Genomic DNA, 15530 nt, shown 5'->3' with positions numbered 1-15530 from the left:
CATGAAGACGACGACCGAACCGTGTTGCGGGCCCTCCCGCCGCAAGCTGCTCGGCGCGGGGCTCGCCGGCCTGGCCGGGGCGGCGCTGAGCACCCGGATGGCGTTCGCCGCGGAGCCGGCCGGGTACACCGGGGACACGCTGGTCGTGGTGTCGCTGCGCGGCGGCTTCGACGGGCTTTCCGCGATCGCCCCGGTCGGGGATCCGGGCTACTACGCGGCGCGGCCGTCCATCGCCGTACCGAAGAACAGGATCATCGCGGGTGACGGGACCTTCGGCCTGCACCCCGCGCTCGCGCCGCTCCTGCCGTTCTGGCAGAGCGGCCGGCTGGCCGCCGTGCACGCCGTGGGGCAGCCGAACCCGACGCGCTCGCACTTCGCCGCGATGGAGGCGCTGGAGAACGCCGCGCCCGGCACGTCGATCCGCAGCGGCTGGCTGGACCGGATGCTCGGGTTGACCGGCGCGGCGGTGCCGCTGGCCGGCGTGTCGCTGGGACAGGCGATGCCGGCCCGGGTCCTGCTGGGCGCGGCCGACGACGTGCCGATGGCCAGCATCGACGGGTTCACCCTGGCCGGCGAGGGGAAGCGGCCGATGGCCGCGGCGCTGCGGGCGATGTACGCGGACGCGCCGGCCGCCCTGGCGGCTCCGGCGAGGTCGGCGGACCGCGCGCTGTCCGCGACGGACGTGATCCGCAAGTCCGGGTACGCCCCGGCCGCCACCTATCCGGACACCGAGCTGGGTGCCGCGCTGCGCGACGTGGCGCGGCTGATCAAGGCGAAGGCCGGCCTGGTCACGGCGGCTGTCGACTGCGGCGACTGGGATATGCACCAGGGGCTGGGCCCGGCGACCAAGGGCCAGCGGATGTACGACAACCTGGCCGAGCTGGCCGCGGCCCTGGCCGCGTTCGGCACCGACCTGGGCGCCGCCATGGACCACGTGACAGTGCTGACCATCAGCGAGTTCGGCAGGCGGGTGCAGGAGAACGCGTCGAAGGGCGCCGACCACGGGCACGGCAACGCGATGCTGCTGCTCGGCGGCGGGATCCGGGGCGGGCGGGTGTACGGCGACTGGCCGGGTCTCGCCCCCGGCGCGCTGGTCGCCGGTGATCTGGCCGCGACCAGCGACTACCGCTCGGTGATCGGCGAGCTGCTGCAGAAGCGCTGCGGCTTCGGCTCGCTGGAGGGCGTCTTCCCGGGTGTGCGGCCCACGTCGTTCGGGCTGGCCACGGCGCGGTAGAGACAGCGACGGCAGCCGTGCGGGAGTGCCGCGCGGCTGCCGTCTTCGTCCGGTTACCGGAGGGAACCGCTCACTTCGCGCCGGCGGTGCGGCGCTTGCTCCACACGTCGAAGGCGACAGCGGCGAGCAGCACGATGCCCTTCGCCAGCATGACCTTCTCGGTCTGCCAGCCCAGCAGGCCGGCGCCGTTGTTGATGACACCCATGATGAGGCCACCGGTGATCGCGCCGACCACCTTGCCGACGCCGCCCTGCACCGCCGCGCCGCCGATGAAGGCGGCGGCGATGGCGTCGAGCTCGAAGCTGTTGCCGGCGGTCGGGCCGGCCAGGTTCAGCCGGCCGGCGAAGATGATGCCGGCGACCGCGGACAGCACGCCCATGTTGACGAACAGCCAGAAGACGACCGACTTGACCTTGACACCGGAGAGCGTCGCGGCCTGCAGGTTGCCACCGACCGCGTAGATCTGGCGGCCGAACACGGCCCGGTTGGTGACGAAGGTGTAGCCCACCACCAGCGCCGCGAGCAGCACGAGCACCCACGGCAGGTTGCGGAACCGGGCCAGCTGCACGACCAGGAACATCACCAGGACGGCCGGGCCGGCGACCTTGAGGACGAACAGCCACATCGGGTCGACGGCCTGGTTGTAGCGGATCCGGCCGGCGCGGGCACGCCACTGCACGAAGACCAGCGCGACCACGACCAGGATGCCGACGAGGATGCTGAACAGGTCGGCGCCACCCAGCGGGCCGAGCCCGACGTTGTTGAGGAAGCCGGGGGTGAAGCCGTTGGCCAGGGTGCGGATCTCGTCCGGGAACGGGCCGATGCCCTTGTTGCCGAGGATCATGTAGGTGATCGCGCGGAACAGCAGCATGCCCGCGAGGGTGACGATGAAGGCGGGGATGCCGAAGTACGCCACCCAGTAGCCCTGCCAGGCGCCGATCACCGCGCCGAAGATCAGCGTGACGATCACCGCGATCGGCCAGGACAGGTGCCAGTCGACCATCATGACCGCGGCGAACGCGCCGGTCGCGGCGACCACCGAGCCGACCGAGAGGTCGATGTGGCCGGCGATGATGATCAACACCATACCGATCGCGAGCACCAGGATGTACGAGTACTGCACGATGATGTTGCTGAGGTTCTGCGGCGCCAGCAGGTCGCCACCGGTCGCCACGGTGAAGCCCAGCACCAGCAGGGCGAGCGCGATGTAGATGCCGCTCGACTTCAGGTCGAAGTTGACCTTTCGCGTCACCTTGTTCCGGGCACCGGCCGGTCCCTCGTCCATGGACAGTTCGGCATTGGTGGGTGCGACGGTCACGGCGCCACCTCCTGTTCTTCCTTCGTCATGAGAGTCATCAGGCTCTCCTGGGTGGCCTCGGCGCGCGACACCTCGCCGGTGATCCGGCCGGCCGAGAGGGTGTAGATGCGGTCGCAGATCCCGAGCAGCTCGGGCAGCTCGGACGAGATGACGAGGATGGCCTTGCCCTCGTCGGCGAGCCGGTTGATGATCGTGTAGATCTCGTACTTGGCGCCGACGTCGATGCCCCGGGTCGGCTCGTCGAGGATCAGCACGTCCGGGTCAGCGAAGATCCACTTGGACAGTACGACCTTCTGCTGGTTGCCGCCGGAGAGCTTGCCCACCACCGCCCCGACGTCCGGAGCCTTGATGTTCATGCTGGCGCGGTACTCGTTGGCGACCTTGAACTCCTCGTTGCCGTCGACCCAGCCGCCCTTGGCCAGCTTGGTCAGCGCGGCCGCCGAGATGTTGCGCTTGATGTCCTCGATCAGGTTCAGGCCGTACCGCTTGCGGTCCTCCGTCGCGTAGGCGATGCCGTGGTCGATCGCCTCGCGTACGGTCCGGGTCTGGATCTCCTTGCCGTCCTTGATCAGGCGGCCGGAGATGTTCACCCCGTACGAGCGGCCGAAGACGCTCATCGCCAGCTCGGTGCGGCCCGCGCCCATCAGCCCGGCCAGCCCGACGATCTCGCCGCGGCGCAGCGTCAGGTTGGCCTTGCGGACCAGCGCCCGGTCGGGCTGGGTGGGACTGTGGACCGTCCAGTCCTCGATCCGCAGCACCTCCTCGCCGACCTTCGGCTCGTGCTCGGGGTACCGGTGCTCGAGGTCCCGGCCCACCATGCCGGAGATGATCTTGTCTTCGGTGAGGTTCTCGATCTCGTCGGTCCAGATCGTCCTGCCGTCCCGCAGAATGGTGACGCGATCGGAGATTCCCATCACCTCGTTGAGCTTGTGCGAGATGATGACGCAGGTGATGCCCTGGTCCCGCAGGCCTCGGAGCAGGTTGAGCAGGTGCGCCGAGTCGTCGTCGTTGAGCGCGGCGGTCGGCTCGTCGAGGATGAGCAGCTTCACGTCCTTGGAGAGCGCCTTGGCGATCTCCACCAGCTGTTGCTTGCCGACGCCGAGCTCGACCACCGGCGTGACAGCCTTCTCCTCCAGGCCGACACGGCGCAGCAGCTCGTCGGCCGCCGCGTTCGTCTCGTTCCAGTTGATCCAGCCGCGCTTGCTGCGCTCGTTGCCGAGGAAGATGTTCTCCGCGATGGAGAGGTTCGAGGCGAGCGCCAGTTCCTGGTGGATGATGACGATGCCCCGGTGCTCGCTGTCGCGGATGCCGGAGAAGTGGCAGGGTTCGCCCTCGAACTGGATCTCGCCCTCGTAGGTGCCGTGCGGGTAGACCCCGGACAGCACCTTCATCAGGGTCGACTTGCCGGCCCCGTTCTCCCCGCAGATGGCGTGGATCTCGCCCCTGCGAACCTCGATGTCGACGTCCTGCAACGCCTTGACGCCCGGGAACGTCTTGGTGATACCGCTCATCCGCAGGATCGTGTCGGTCATGAAGACCCTCCTAAGGGCCGAGGAAGTCCGCGCCCCGCCCGCCGGCGGCGGGCGGGGCGCGGAACCCAGATCACTTCAGCTGGTCGACCGTGTAGTAGCCGCTGTCGACGATTTCCTTCTGGTAGTTGTCCTTGTCGACGACGACCGACTGCAGCAGCTGGGCCGGGACGACCTTCTTGCCGTTGTCGTAGTCGGTGGTGTTGTTCGTCTGCGGGGTCTGGCCCTTCAGGATGGCGTCGGCCATCTCGCCGGTGACCTTGGCCAGCTGACGGGTGTCCTTGTAGATGGTGGAGTACTGCTCACCCTTGATGATCGACTTGACCGACGCGAGCTCGGCGTCCTGGCCGGTGACGATCGGGTACTTGCCGTCGGTGCCGTAACCGCCGGACTTCAGGGCCGACAGGATGCCGATCGAGATGCCGTCGTACGGGGAGAGCACGCCGTTGACCTTGACCGAGCCCTTGTAGGTGGAGGTCAGGATGTTCTCCATGCGCTTCTGGGCGGTCTCCGGGTCCCAGCGCAGGGTGGCGACCGTCTTGAAGTCGGTCTGGCCGGACTTCACGACCAGCGTGCCGTCCTTGATGTACGGGTCGAGGATGCTCTTCGCGCCGTTGAAGAAGAAGGTCGCGTTGTTGTCGTCCGGCGAGCCGGCGAACAGCTCGACGTTGAACGGGCCCTTCGCGTCGCCCTTGCTGCCGTCCGCCTTGAGCACGCCCAGCCCGGTCAGCAGCGAGGTGGCCTGCTGCACACCGACCTTGAAGTTGTCGAAGGTGGTGTAGTAGTCCACGTTCGCGTTGTCCCGGATCAGCCGGTCGTACGCGATGACCGGGATGTTCGCGGCCTTGGCGTTGTCCAGCTGGGTGGAGAGCGCGGTGCCGTCGATCGACGCGATGATCAGCAGCTTGGCGCCCTTGGTGATCTGGCTGTCCAGCTGCTGGGTCTGCGTCGGGATGTCGTTCTCCGCGTACTGCAGGTCGACCTTGTAGCCCAGGCCCTCGAGCTGCGTCTTGAGGTTGTCGCCGTCGTGGATCCAGCGCTCCGAGGACTTGGTCGGCATGGTGATGCCGATCAGCGCCCCGGAGTTGTTCCCGCTGCCAGCCTCCTTCTCCGTGGTCTTCTCCGAAGAGCCACAGGCGGCCATGGTCGTGACCAGCGTGGCGGCGCCCAGGGCCGCCATGAGCCGGGTGTATTTCACGGTGGTTCTCCTCTTTGAGAGAGCGGTGTTACAGGGGGCGGGCCAGGCGGTGGTACGCCTGGTTCCACCGCACTCGATCGGCGAAGTCGTCGGTCGTGGTGCGGTCATCGATGAGCAGCAGCTCGGTCTGGGCCATCGTCGCGAAGTCCCGCAGGACCTCGGCGCCGACGGCCTGGGTGAGGACGGTGTGGTGCGGTCCGCCCGCGGTGAGCCAGCACTCGGCAGATGTCGACAGCGACGGCGCAGGCTTCCACACCGCGCGGGCGACTGGCAAGTTCGGCAGCGGCTCGTCCGGCGCGACCACGTCGATCACGTTCGCCACCAGGCGGAACCGGTCGCCGAGGTCGGCCAGGCCGACCACCACGCCGGGGCCCGGCGCGGCGTCGAAGACCAGGCGGACCGGGTCCTCGCGGCCGCCGATGCCCAGCGGGTGGATCTCCACGCGCGGGCGCGCGGAGGCGATGGTGGGGCAGACCTCCAGCATGTGCGCGCCGAGGATCTTCGGCTCGCCCGGACCGAAGTGGTAGGTGTAGTCCTCCATGAAGGAGGTGCCGCGGCCGGTGCCGGCGCCCATCGCCTTGACCGTGGCCAGCAGCGCGGAGGTCTTCCAGTCGCCCTCGCCGCCGAAGCCGTAACCGTCGGCCATCAGCCGCTGCACGGCCAGGCCGGGCAGCTGGCGCAGGCCGCCGAGGTCCTCGAAGTTCGTGGTGAAGGCGCCGAAGCCGCCCTCGGTGAGGAACTGCCGCAGACCGGCTTCGATCCGCGCGCCGTAGCGCAGCGAGTCGTGCCGCTCGCCGCCCTTGGCCAGCTCCGGGACCAGGTCGTAGAGCTCGATGTACTCGTCGATCAGGTCGTCGATCGCCTTCTCGCCGACCGCGTCGACGACGGCGACCAGGTCGTTCACCCCGTACGTGTTGACCGAGACGCCGAACCGCAGCTCGGCCTCGACCTTGTCGCCCTCGGTGACGGCCACGTCGCGCATGTTGTCGCCGAAGCGGGCCAGCCGCAGGGTGCGCAGGCGCTGCAGGCCGGCCGCGGCCTTGGCCCAGCCGTCGATCCGGGCCGCCACCGACGGGTCGGACACGTGCCCGGCCACCGTCTTGCGCGGCACGCCCAGCCGGGCCTGGATGAACCCGAACTCCCGGTCGCCGTGCGCGGCCTGGTTGAGGTTCATGAAGTCCATGTCGATGGACTCCCAGGGCAGCGAGATGTTGTGCTGGGTGTGCAGGTGCAGCAGCGGTTTGCGCAGCGCGTCCAGGCCGGAGATCCACATCTTCGCCGGCGAGAACGTGTGCATCCACGCGATCACACCGATCACGTCGGGATCGCTGTTCGCGTCCAGCATCACCTGCTTGATCGCGCCGGAGTCGGTGAGCACCGGGCGTGTGACGAGCTCGGCGCCCAGGCCGGCCGCCAGGGTGCGCTGGATCTCAGCGGACTGGTCGGCGACCTGCTGGAGTGTCTCCGCCCCGTACAGGTGCTGGCTGCCGGTCAGAAACCAGATCTGCGGCTTCATCGTGTTCCTTAGGTTGATGGTGGTGCGGCTGCCGGTACCGTCAGACATCACTGAATGTAATCGTCAGCTAGCGAACGCTCGGCAAAAAGCCAGACGTACATCTTGGTTGCAATCCGGGTGCCGTCGGGCCGGTGCGGCGTGGGCGAGGCGACCGGCCCGGCGCCGGCGCGCCACCGGCGCCGCCGGACGGGCGCCGCGGACCGCTCAGGGTCGCGAGGCCGGCGCCGATGACAGCCAGCACGGCGGGCTCGACGGGCATGGGAACCTCCACGGGGGGAGCCGGGGCAGTGGCAGCGGCCACACCACGGCGGGAGAATCACAGTGTTATCGCTAACAATTCTCGTGTCAACGCCTCTTGGCAACAACGCGGTAACGGCCGCTTGACCGTCCCGCGCGAGCCGTTCAGGCGGGCGGCGCCACGCTCTCACGCTTGACCAATTGTGCCGGGACGATCACCGTGTCCGCCGCCCCGGACTCCTCCTTCATCTGGCCCAGCAGCAGCGTCAGGGCAGCCCGCGCCACGTCGCCGAAGGACTGCCGCACGGTGGTCAGCGGCGGGATGAAGAACGCCGCCTCGGGCACGTCGTCGAACCCGATCACACTGACGTCGTGCGGCACCCGGCGGCCGCGCTCGTGCAGCGCCCGCAGCACGCCCAGGGCCAGGTGGTCGTTGGCCGCGAAGACCGCGGTGACCTCGGGCATCCGCGCCAGCATCTGCCCGGCGCGGTATCCCTCGGCGGCCGACCAGTCCGCGCTGAGCAGTGGCGGGACCTCTCGGCCGGCCTCCAGCAGGGTCTGCCGCCAGCCGCTGATCCGGCCGGCCGAGTCGAACCACTCGGTCGGGCCGGAGACGTGCCAGACCGTCTCGTGCCCCTGGTCGAGCAGGTGCCGCACGGCCGCCCGGGCGCCGGCCACCTGGTCGACGGTGACCAGCGACCGGCCGGCCGCCGGGTCGCCGTCGATGAAGACCACGGGCACCTCGGCCGGGATCTCGGCGAGCGCCTCGGTGGCCGACGCCACCTGCGCGATCACCACCAGGCCGGCCACCCGCTGGTCCAGGTGCCGGTCGACCACCGCGGAGATCGAGTCGCGGTCCAGCTCACGGACGCTGCCCACGCTCACCGCGAACCCGGTGTCCGCGGCGGCCTGCTCGAACTCGGCGAGCATCGAGGCCGGTCCGTACAGCATGCTGTTGCGGGCGACCACGCCGATCAGCTGCGACCGGCCGGTGACCAGGGCGCGGGCCGCCCGGTTCGGGCGGTAGCCGAGCTCGGCGATGGCGGCCCGGACCCGCAGCCGGGTCTGCTCCTTGACGTTCGGGTGATCGTTGAGGACGCGCGAGACGGTCTGGTGGGAGACCCCGGCCAGTCGCGCCACATCAGTCATCGCCGGGGAACGGGGTCCCTTGGTCTCCACTTGCGCACCTCGCCAGGTCCGGATCTGATGGAGCGTAGCGGCAGGCCGCGCGTCTCCCGGTGTGGGAATGTTATCGATAACAATGCCCGCGCCGCGAGCCCCACGGCGAGGGTTGCCTCAAGCCCCGTACTCTCGGCAGCGATGGACGCGACACCCATGATCGGCAATCACGTCGCGATCGGCTCGGCCGGCGACCAGGGTTTCACCTCCCTGCGCCGGCCCGCACGGCCGCGCGCCGAACGATACGAGATCGGCCGGTCGCTGCGCGAGCGGTCCCCCCGGTCGGACATGGCGCACTGGCGACCGGCGACCGGCCGGCCCGATCCGGTGCGCCAGGTGGTCGCCTCGCACGAGGGCCGCCTCCCCTGGCTGGTGCCGCTGCGCATCGGTCGCATGATCACCAACCCGTACGCGTTCCTGCGCGGCACCGCCGGCCTGATGGCCGACGACTTCGCCGCCCTGCCGCACACCGGCATCACCCCGGTCATCTGCGGCGACGCCCACCTGGGCAACTTCGGCTTCTACGCCTCCCCGGAACGGGAACTGGTCTTCGACCTCAACGACTTCGACGAGGCGCACCCCGGCCCCTGGGAGTGGGACCTGCGCCGCCTGGTGGTCAGCGTGCACGTGGCCGGCCGGGTCAACGGCTTCCGGGAGAGCGCCTGCGCCGACGCGGTGCGGCACTGCGTCGAGGAGTACCGCGAGCAGATCGCCCAGCTGGCCGATCGGCCGCTGCTGGCCCGCTCGTTCGACCAGCTCGACGTGGATGCGATGCGCGGCGCCGCGAGCCGGGCCAGCTTCCGCGACGAGATCGAGCGGGCCGCCCGCCGGGCCCGGCGGCGCACCAGCGACCGCGCGCTGCCCCGGTTCACCGAGCGCCGCGACGGCTCCCGCCGGCTGGTCGAGCAGCCGCCGGTGATCACCCGGCCCCCGGACGGCGACCGCGAGCTGCTCGAGGAGGCCCTGGACGGCTACCTCAACACGCTCAAGCCGCACTGGGCGCGGATCCTCGGCGGGTACCGGATCGTCGACGTGGCGCACAAGGTGGTCGGCGTGGGTTCGGTGGGCCTGCGGGCGTACGTCGCCCTGTGCGAGGGCTCGGATCCCGACGACGTGGTGTTCCTGCAGCTGAAACAGGCCCGCCGGTCGGTCGTCGCGAAGTACCAGCACGGCGCCCTGGCCTGGCACCGCCACCAGGGCCAGCGTGTGGTGGAGTACCAGCAGGCGCTGCAGACGGTCAGCGACCCGCTGCTCGGCTGGGCCACCGTCGGCGACAAGCAGTACTACGTGCGGCAGTTCCGCGACATGAAGGGCGCGATAGTCGTCGAGGACATCAACGCCGGCGCGCTCGCCGACTACGCCGGGATCTGCGGCTATCTGCTGGCCAAGTCACACGCCCGGACCAGTGGCGCGTCGATGATCGCCGGGTACTGCGGCGGCAGCGGCAAGCTGGACGAGTCGCTGGCCCGGTTCGCCCGGCTCTACGCCGACCAGGTGGAGAGCGACCACGAGGCGCTGGTGGCGGCGGTCCGCCGCGGCGAACTGGCGGCCGAGACCGGATGAGAAGCACGAGAACGGGAGAACGAGCTTGAGCGGCACCATCCCCCTGGACTCCGCACCGCTGCGAGAATTCTGGACCGAGCGGCACCTGTGCACCCTGACCACCCTGCGCGCGGATGGCTCCCCGCACGTGGTCGCGGTCGGCGCCACTCTCGACCCGGTCGCCGGGATCGCCCGGATCATCGCCTCCGGCGGCTCGGCCAAGGTCCGCCACGTGCGCCGCGGCCAGCAGCGGGTGGCCGTCTGCCAGGTCGACGGACCACGCTGGAGCACCGTCGAGGGGCTCGCGGTGATCCGCGACGACCCCGAGTCGGTGGCCGAGGCCGAGCGGTGGTACGCCGGGCGTTACCGCACGCCGCGACCCAACCCGGCCCGCGTGGTCATCGAGGTGGCCGTCTCCCGGGTGCTGGGCTCGGCCTCGCTGCTGCCCTCCCCCGCCGCCATCGCCTGAAACGCGCGCTCCCGGGACCGCCGCCGCAGGTACCGCACACCCCGGTGGAGCAGGTAGAGGGTGACCAGCGGGGCGCCCGGGAACTTCAGCGAGCCGACCAGGCCGGAGCCGTCCGGCAGCACCGAGAACGACGCGATGACCGTGACCACCATGACCAACCTGGTCCGGAAGCCGGTCGCCGCCAGCAACGTCAGCGGCCACAGCGTGTACCAGGGCAGGAACACCGGGGCCAGGGCGACCGTGGCGACCACTGCGGCCGCCGCCCCGGACAGCGCGGCACGGGCCGGGTCGGCCCGCTCCCGCAGCGCCCGCAGCCAGATCGCCACCAGCGCCACGGCGAGCACGGCGTAGGCGGCCGCGCGGACCGCCGGGACCGCGTCGAAGCCCGGGTCGAGCAGCCGCCCCAGGTACGTGAGGGTCATCCCGACCGCTGTCGGCATCGAGCTGAACTGGACCAGCTCGCCGCTGTCCCGCATCCCGGCGATCCAGCCCAGATCCAGCCCGCCGGCCACGGTGATCCCGGCCAGCGTGGCCGCCGCCGGGCCCAGCACGCCGGCCCAGCGCGAGGCCCGGGAACTCGACACCGGCAGATGGTCGCGGCGGCGGGTGAGCAGCAGGCCGAGCGCGGGGAAACGGCAGACGTCGAACAGGCGATCGGGAGATCCGGTTCGGTCGATGTTCACTCCGGCCTCACACCCCCGTCAGCGGGCCCGTCCCGGATCGAGCCCGGTAGACGGAGGCTGCCACGGCGCCGCAACCCGGGGCGCTCCCGGCCGGCGCCCGCAGCGTCCCGGCGGCGCGGGGCGCCCCGGAGAAACAGCCGGCCGGGCCATCGCCCCCTGCACGGTCCGCCCGAACGTCTCGAACGGCCCGATGTGCGCGAACACGTCCGGGCTCGCGTGGATCCGGGCGAACTGGCCGCCGTGCCGCGCGCCGAGGAAGGTGGGCGTGCGGGAGCGGCCCTCGCCGCCGAGCGGGTCTTTCCAGCAGCGCGGTCCGCGTGGTCGCCTGGACGCATGGATTATCTGCGGGCGGTGGCCGGGGCTCTGGAGGCCGCCGGAGTGCCGGTGGCGGACTGGCGGGCCGAGGGCGACGAGGGCTGGATCCCGTTCGACCTGAGCCGGGTGTCGGTGGTCAGCTGGGTGCACGACCAGGCCGGGGTGGGCTGGTCCGCGGCGTCGGGCTGGTATCTGCTCCTGATCGACTCGCCGGGCCGCCGCTCGGTGGTGCCGCTGCGGGTGCCGGTGCGCGCCACGCCGGAGGAGGTCGCGCGGGCGGTCGTTCCGGCCTGACCCGATCGGCCGCCTCCTTCACACCGCGCCGCCGCATCACCACCACGCCGTCCGGCACCGCCACCGCGCCGCCGCATCGCACCCTTTCCTGGCGCCCGCACACCGTGCTGCGACATCCGGCCGATCGCCCGACCGCCCTCAACGCGGCGACAAGAACGGCGGCGGGATCTCTCCCGCCGCCGCCTCTCGCCCCGGCCTGGTGGGCCCTGATCCGCCAAGCGCCCGAGGAGTCGGGGGCTCTCCCGGGCGCGTCGCCCATGGGCACCGGAAAGCGGCAGCCGACAACTGGGGGGCGGCAGCCGCTCGGCCGGGAAGCTTCCCGACCCCGCACGCGCTCCGGTCCACACCGGACCGGACCCGGCCGCTGGGCACCGCACTCCGGAGCACCGCACCCCCGGAGCACCGCACCCCGGGGCGGGCCCTGGAGCACCACTGCTCCCGGAGCACCGCACTCGCGCGGCGCTTCTCCCGGCGCCGAGTCCTTCGTGGACCCGGCCGCACCACAACCGTGCCAGGCCCGGCCCCCATGATCCGCGGAACGCAGGCGTGTCGCTCACCACGTTCCGTCACCTGTTCAGGGTCGCCCGCACGTTCGCAGCTTTCCTGAAAAGGAGCTTAAGTAACGCTTAAATCGATCGTAGCCCGGTATCCGGAAACCAATCACCGCAGTTGATCGGAACGCGTTGCGGCGCGCCTCTTGGACGGCCGCCGGAAACCCGGCATCATCACTGCTCACAACATTGAACCGGGAGCACGTCGCGGACGTATCCCTGTTCGACCGAGCACACCCGGCGGGCTGCGGCGCCGGGTCGGTCACCGGCCGCGGCGCCTTCGCGTGTCCGGTCCGGGGGACCCGCAGGGCGGTGGCGCAGCACGCAAATCCGTGATTAACCTTCCACATCCACCACGTGGCGGCTGGTTGGTCCGGGGCGCGAGGGGCGAGCACCGGGGGCGCGGAGGTGGTCCAGGTGAGGACGGTGGCACAGATGCGGCGACGGGGCGGCGGGAAGTTCCCCAGCCGTGACGGAGCCGCGTCATGAGCTTCGAGGACGACGAGTACTGGGACGAGGAGTACAACGAATACTCCTTCATGCCGAAGTACGCCGTGGCCCAGGAGCGCCATTTCGAGAAACGAACGGTGCCCGATCCGGTCATTCCCACGCGCCGCTCTGCGGAGAGTGACGAAATGGTCGCACGGCGTGCCCGCCGTAACGCGGAGAAACCGGCCGCACCGTTCGACGACCAGCGTCCGAGCTGGCTGGACGATCCGGACTTCGTGCCGATCGACACGTCCGTCGACAACCTGTCCGGGGACTACTTCGACGACATCGACTTCAACCGCCCCGAGCTCGGGGTGGACTTCGACAAGCCGGACTTCCCCATCGTGGACCCGGCGGCGCTGCAGAATCCGGAGCGCCGCCGGCAGTCCGCCGACGCCCGGCCGGCCGGCCGGTACGGCGCGCGCCGCCGCGACGACGAGGACCGCGCCGGTGACCGGGACGAGCCCTGGGCCGACCCGCGCGGGCGGCGGCCGGCGGAGCGCCGCGACGAACGCTGGGACGATGACCGGCGCGGCGCCCGGCGCGAGGACGAGCGGCGGGACGCCGTGGAGTCACGCCGGCGGGCCGCGGAGTCCGGCCCGGCGGACCGGTGGGATGCCGACGAGCGCGGCCGCCCGGGACGCGACAGCCGGGACACGGTCGGCGAGCGGCGCGGCACGGGCCCGGTGCCACGGCCCGGAGACCGCCGCCCCCGGCCGGACGAGCGCCCCGAGCAGCGGCTCGACGAGCGCCGCGGGACCGGCTCGATGCCGCGAAACATCGCCGACGAGCGTGGGCGTGGCACGGTCTCCCGGCCGTGGGAGGACGAGGATTTCGGCCCGATCCGGCCGCCGGGTGGCCGCCGCCCGCGGCGCGAGGACGACGATCCGCGGCCCGGCCCGGCACGGCGCCCCGAGCGTCCGGCCGCTTCCGGGCGGGCGCAGGTCCCGGCCGCCGGCGCCGACGAGCGGTACGGCGGCCGCCGCCACGACGACGACGCGATCCGGGGTGACGGCCGCGGGCGCGACGACCGCCGGCCGCGCGACGAGTTCGACGGCGACGAGCCGGTCCGCGGGGCCGGCCGGGTCCGCGGCGACGGACTGGCGCCGACCGGCGGGCACGGCTGGGACGACGAGCGCACGGACGCGGACCGGGCGCACGAACGGGTGGACGAAGGCTGGCCGGCGAGCGACCGCCCGGCCGCCCGCCGCGATCCCCGGACCACGGACGACCGGGACCCGGAACACCGTTCCCCGGACGACCGGGCCCTCGGCCGGAGCGATCGCGCCCCGGAACACCGTTCTCTCGGCTGGGACGACCGTTCCCAGCAAGACCGCGCCGCCGGCCGGGACGGACGTTCCCTCGTCCGGCAGGAGCGCGAGGACTGGGCGGACGATGGCGTCGACGCCGGCCGCGGCGAGCCGCTCGTGCTGGACGGGGAGTACTACGAGACGCCGGAGGAGCCGGCCCCGCCCGCCGCGTGGCCGACGCCCGAGCCGCCCGCGGGCGCCGACGGCAAACCCCGCGTGCTGCGGCGCGCGGACCCGCCCGTACCCCCGAAGGTCGTCAGCCGGGCCACGCCGCCGCCCGCGCCGCGCGTCATCAAGAGCGAGCCGCCGGTCACGCCGCGGGTGGTGGCCGCTCCGCAGCCGACGCCCCCGGCGCGGGTGATCGGCCCGGGCGCACCCCAGGTCCCGGCGACGCCTGCGGCGTCCGTGCCGGCCCAGACGGTCCCTTCGCCCGCGGCAGCCGCGGGAGACGTTCCTCCCGATTCGGGTACGCCCACAGCTGCGCGCAACGAGCCCGGGCAGGCGCCGTCCGCCCCGGCCCCCGGCGTGGTCGCACCGCAGGCGCCGTCCGGTCCGCCCGCGGCGGGCGCCCCAGCGGCGGCCGAGCCGTTCCACGGCGTCCCGCAACCCGAGCCGATGTCCGTTCCGGATCACTCGGGCGCGGCTTCGGCCAGCACCGGCCCCGTGCCGAACGGCATGCCCGAACCGGCAGGCGGCCCCTGGCAGGCCGGCACGCTTCCGGCGACCGACGGCCCCTGGCAGCCCGGCACGCCCGCGCCTGCCGGGAACCCTTGGCAGGGCGCGCCGGGCGGGACCGACCCGCGCCACGACGGTGTGCCGGGTCAGGACGCTGCCGGCCGGCCCACGATCCCGGCGCCGGCTCCCGGGTCCAATGTTCCGCAGCAGCGCAACGGGCGCAGCCCGCGTACCGCGCACGTCTTCCTCCCCGAGGGCGACGGGCCGTGGGCGATCGTCCCGGACGAGGCGCCCCCGATGCCGCCGCACGCCACCGGCCGGCCGGGCGCTCCGGCGCCTGTCAACCGGCCGCCGGCGCCCACGCCCGGCCCCGTCCAGCCGCCGGTCCAGCCGGCGGCCCCGGTCCCCCCGAAGGCGGCCCAGCCGGTTCCGCCGCCTCCGGGCCTGGTCGCGCCGCCGCCGGTCGTTCCGCCCGCCGGCCCGGTCCCCCCGCAGCCGGTCCAGCCCACTGCCCCAGCCGGCCAACCGGTCTCTCCGACCGGCTACGCCCCGCCGCAGCCCGGCCAACCGGTGGTTCCTGCCGGCTACGCCCCGCCGCGGCCCGGCCAACCGCTCCCTCCCGCCGGGTACATTCCGCCGCAGCCGGTCCAGCCGGTCACGCCCGCGGCGCCGATCGCTCCGGCCGCCCAGCCCGCAGCGGCCGCCGGCCCGGTCTCCCCTGCCGCGCAGTGGGACGGCGGGCAACCGCATGCCGCCGGGGCCCGGCCGGTCTCCGCGCCCGCGCATCGGGGCGATGACCAGTCTGTTCCCGGTCAGGGGCAGACGCCCGACGTCCGTCCGGTTTCACCCAGCGGCCGGCCGGAATCGCTGGCACAGTGGACAGCCGCCCAGCCCGGCGGAGGCCGGACGGCGCCCGGGTCCGCGGGACCCGTGTCGTCCGCTCCGCGGTGGGCGGACCCGCAAGCCGGCCAGCCGGTTCCCGGGCAGACCG

General features: G+C 72.4%; 10 protein-coding genes and 1 pseudogene. 5 read left to right on the top strand and 6 right to left on the bottom strand.

Annotated elements, in window-relative coordinates:
• The first annotated feature begins 1 nt into the window (after position 1).
• Positions 2–1234 carry a DUF1501 domain-containing protein gene (locus tag Asi03nite_RS04290; protein WP_203677080.1) on the top strand — a complete coding sequence of 411 codons (1233 nt, stop codon included), beginning with the start codon at positions 2–4 and terminating at the stop codon, positions 1232–1234.
• A 70-nt stretch (positions 1235–1304) separates the two neighbouring features.
• On the opposite strand, the gene mmsB is transcribed toward Asi03nite_RS04290, so the two are convergent.
• From mmsB to Asi03nite_RS04265, 5 genes are all read right to left on the bottom strand, one after another.
• Positions 1305–2552, bottom strand: coding sequence for a multiple monosaccharide ABC transporter permease (gene mmsB / locus Asi03nite_RS04285; RefSeq protein WP_203677079.1), 1248 nt, complete (start codon positions 2550–2552; stop codon positions 1305–1307).
• On the bottom strand, positions 2549–4084 hold the full coding sequence (gene mmsA, locus Asi03nite_RS04280; RefSeq protein ID WP_203677078.1) for a multiple monosaccharide ABC transporter ATP-binding protein: 1536 nt from the start codon (positions 4082–4084) through the stop codon (positions 2549–2551). Before mmsA ends, mmsB begins: the two co-directional genes overlap by 4 nt.
• Before the next feature lie 70 nt (positions 4085–4154).
• Complete coding sequence (gene chvE / locus Asi03nite_RS04275) at positions 4155–5279, bottom strand: multiple monosaccharide ABC transporter substrate-binding protein (protein WP_239102373.1); 1125 nt, start codon at positions 5277–5279, stop codon at positions 4155–4157.
• A gap of 28 nt (positions 5280–5307) precedes the next feature.
• Positions 5308–6795, bottom strand: coding sequence for an L-arabinose isomerase (gene araA, locus Asi03nite_RS04270; RefSeq protein ID WP_203677131.1), 1488 nt, complete (start codon positions 6793–6795; stop codon positions 5308–5310).
• Between the two features lie 402 nt (positions 6796–7197).
• Positions 7198–8181, bottom strand: a complete 984-nt coding sequence (locus Asi03nite_RS04265; protein ID WP_203677130.1) for a LacI family DNA-binding transcriptional regulator — start codon at positions 8179–8181, stop codon at positions 7198–7200.
• Between the two features lie 171 nt (positions 8182–8352).
• On the opposite strand from Asi03nite_RS04265, the gene Asi03nite_RS04260 reads away from it, so the two are divergent.
• Together Asi03nite_RS04260 and Asi03nite_RS04255 are read left to right on the top strand one after the other, a co-directional pair.
• A complete protein-coding gene (locus tag Asi03nite_RS04260) occupies positions 8353–9774 on the top strand; it encodes a DUF2252 domain-containing protein (protein ID WP_203677077.1) in 1422 nt (473 codons plus the stop codon).
• Positions 9775–9799: 25 nt separating this feature from the next.
• Positions 9800–10222 (top strand): TIGR03618 family F420-dependent PPOX class oxidoreductase, encoded by a 423-nt coding sequence (locus tag Asi03nite_RS04255; RefSeq protein WP_203677076.1) that lies wholly within the window; start codon positions 9800–9802, stop codon positions 10220–10222.
• Here the strand turns inward: Asi03nite_RS04255 and mptB are convergent.
• Positions 10117–10905 (bottom strand): polyprenol phosphomannose-dependent alpha 1,6 mannosyltransferase MptB, encoded by a 789-nt coding sequence (gene mptB / locus Asi03nite_RS04250; RefSeq protein ID WP_203677075.1) that lies wholly within the window; start codon positions 10903–10905, stop codon positions 10117–10119. The genes Asi03nite_RS04255 and mptB overlap by 106 nt on opposite strands.
• Before the next feature lie 333 nt (positions 10906–11238).
• On the opposite strand from mptB, the gene Asi03nite_RS04245 reads away from it, so the two are divergent.
• Complete coding sequence (locus tag Asi03nite_RS04245) at positions 11239–11514, top strand: DUF6292 family protein (protein WP_203677074.1); 276 nt, start codon at positions 11239–11241, stop codon at positions 11512–11514.
• A 1036-nt stretch (positions 11515–12550) separates the two neighbouring features.
• Positions 12551–15530, top strand: a pseudogene (locus Asi03nite_RS38420) (hypothetical protein); the annotation flags it as partial.

The sequence above is a fragment of the Actinoplanes siamensis genome (assembly GCF_016862395.1).
GTDB lineage: Bacteria > Actinomycetota > Actinomycetes > Mycobacteriales > Micromonosporaceae > Actinoplanes > Actinoplanes siamensis.
This window is presented reverse-complemented; position numbering and strand designations above follow the sequence as displayed.

Coding starts and splice junctions, on each gene's coding strand:
- Asi03nite_RS04290 (WP_203677080.1), top strand. CDS start 2: ATGAAGACGACGACCGAACCGTGTTGCGGGCCCTCCCGCCGCAAGCTG.
- mmsA (WP_203677078.1), bottom strand. CDS start 4,084: ATGACCGACACGATCCTGCGGATGAGCGGTATCACCAAGACGTTCCCG.
- araA (WP_203677131.1), bottom strand. CDS start 6,795: ATGAAGCCGCAGATCTGGTTTCTGACCGGCAGCCAGCACCTGTACGGG.
- Asi03nite_RS04265 (WP_203677130.1), bottom strand. CDS start 8,181: ATGACTGATGTGGCGCGACTGGCCGGGGTCTCCCACCAGACCGTCTCG.
- Asi03nite_RS04260 (WP_203677077.1), top strand. CDS start 8,353: ATGGACGCGACACCCATGATCGGCAATCACGTCGCGATCGGCTCGGCC.
- Asi03nite_RS04245 (WP_203677074.1), top strand. CDS start 11,239: ATGGATTATCTGCGGGCGGTGGCCGGGGCTCTGGAGGCCGCCGGAGTG.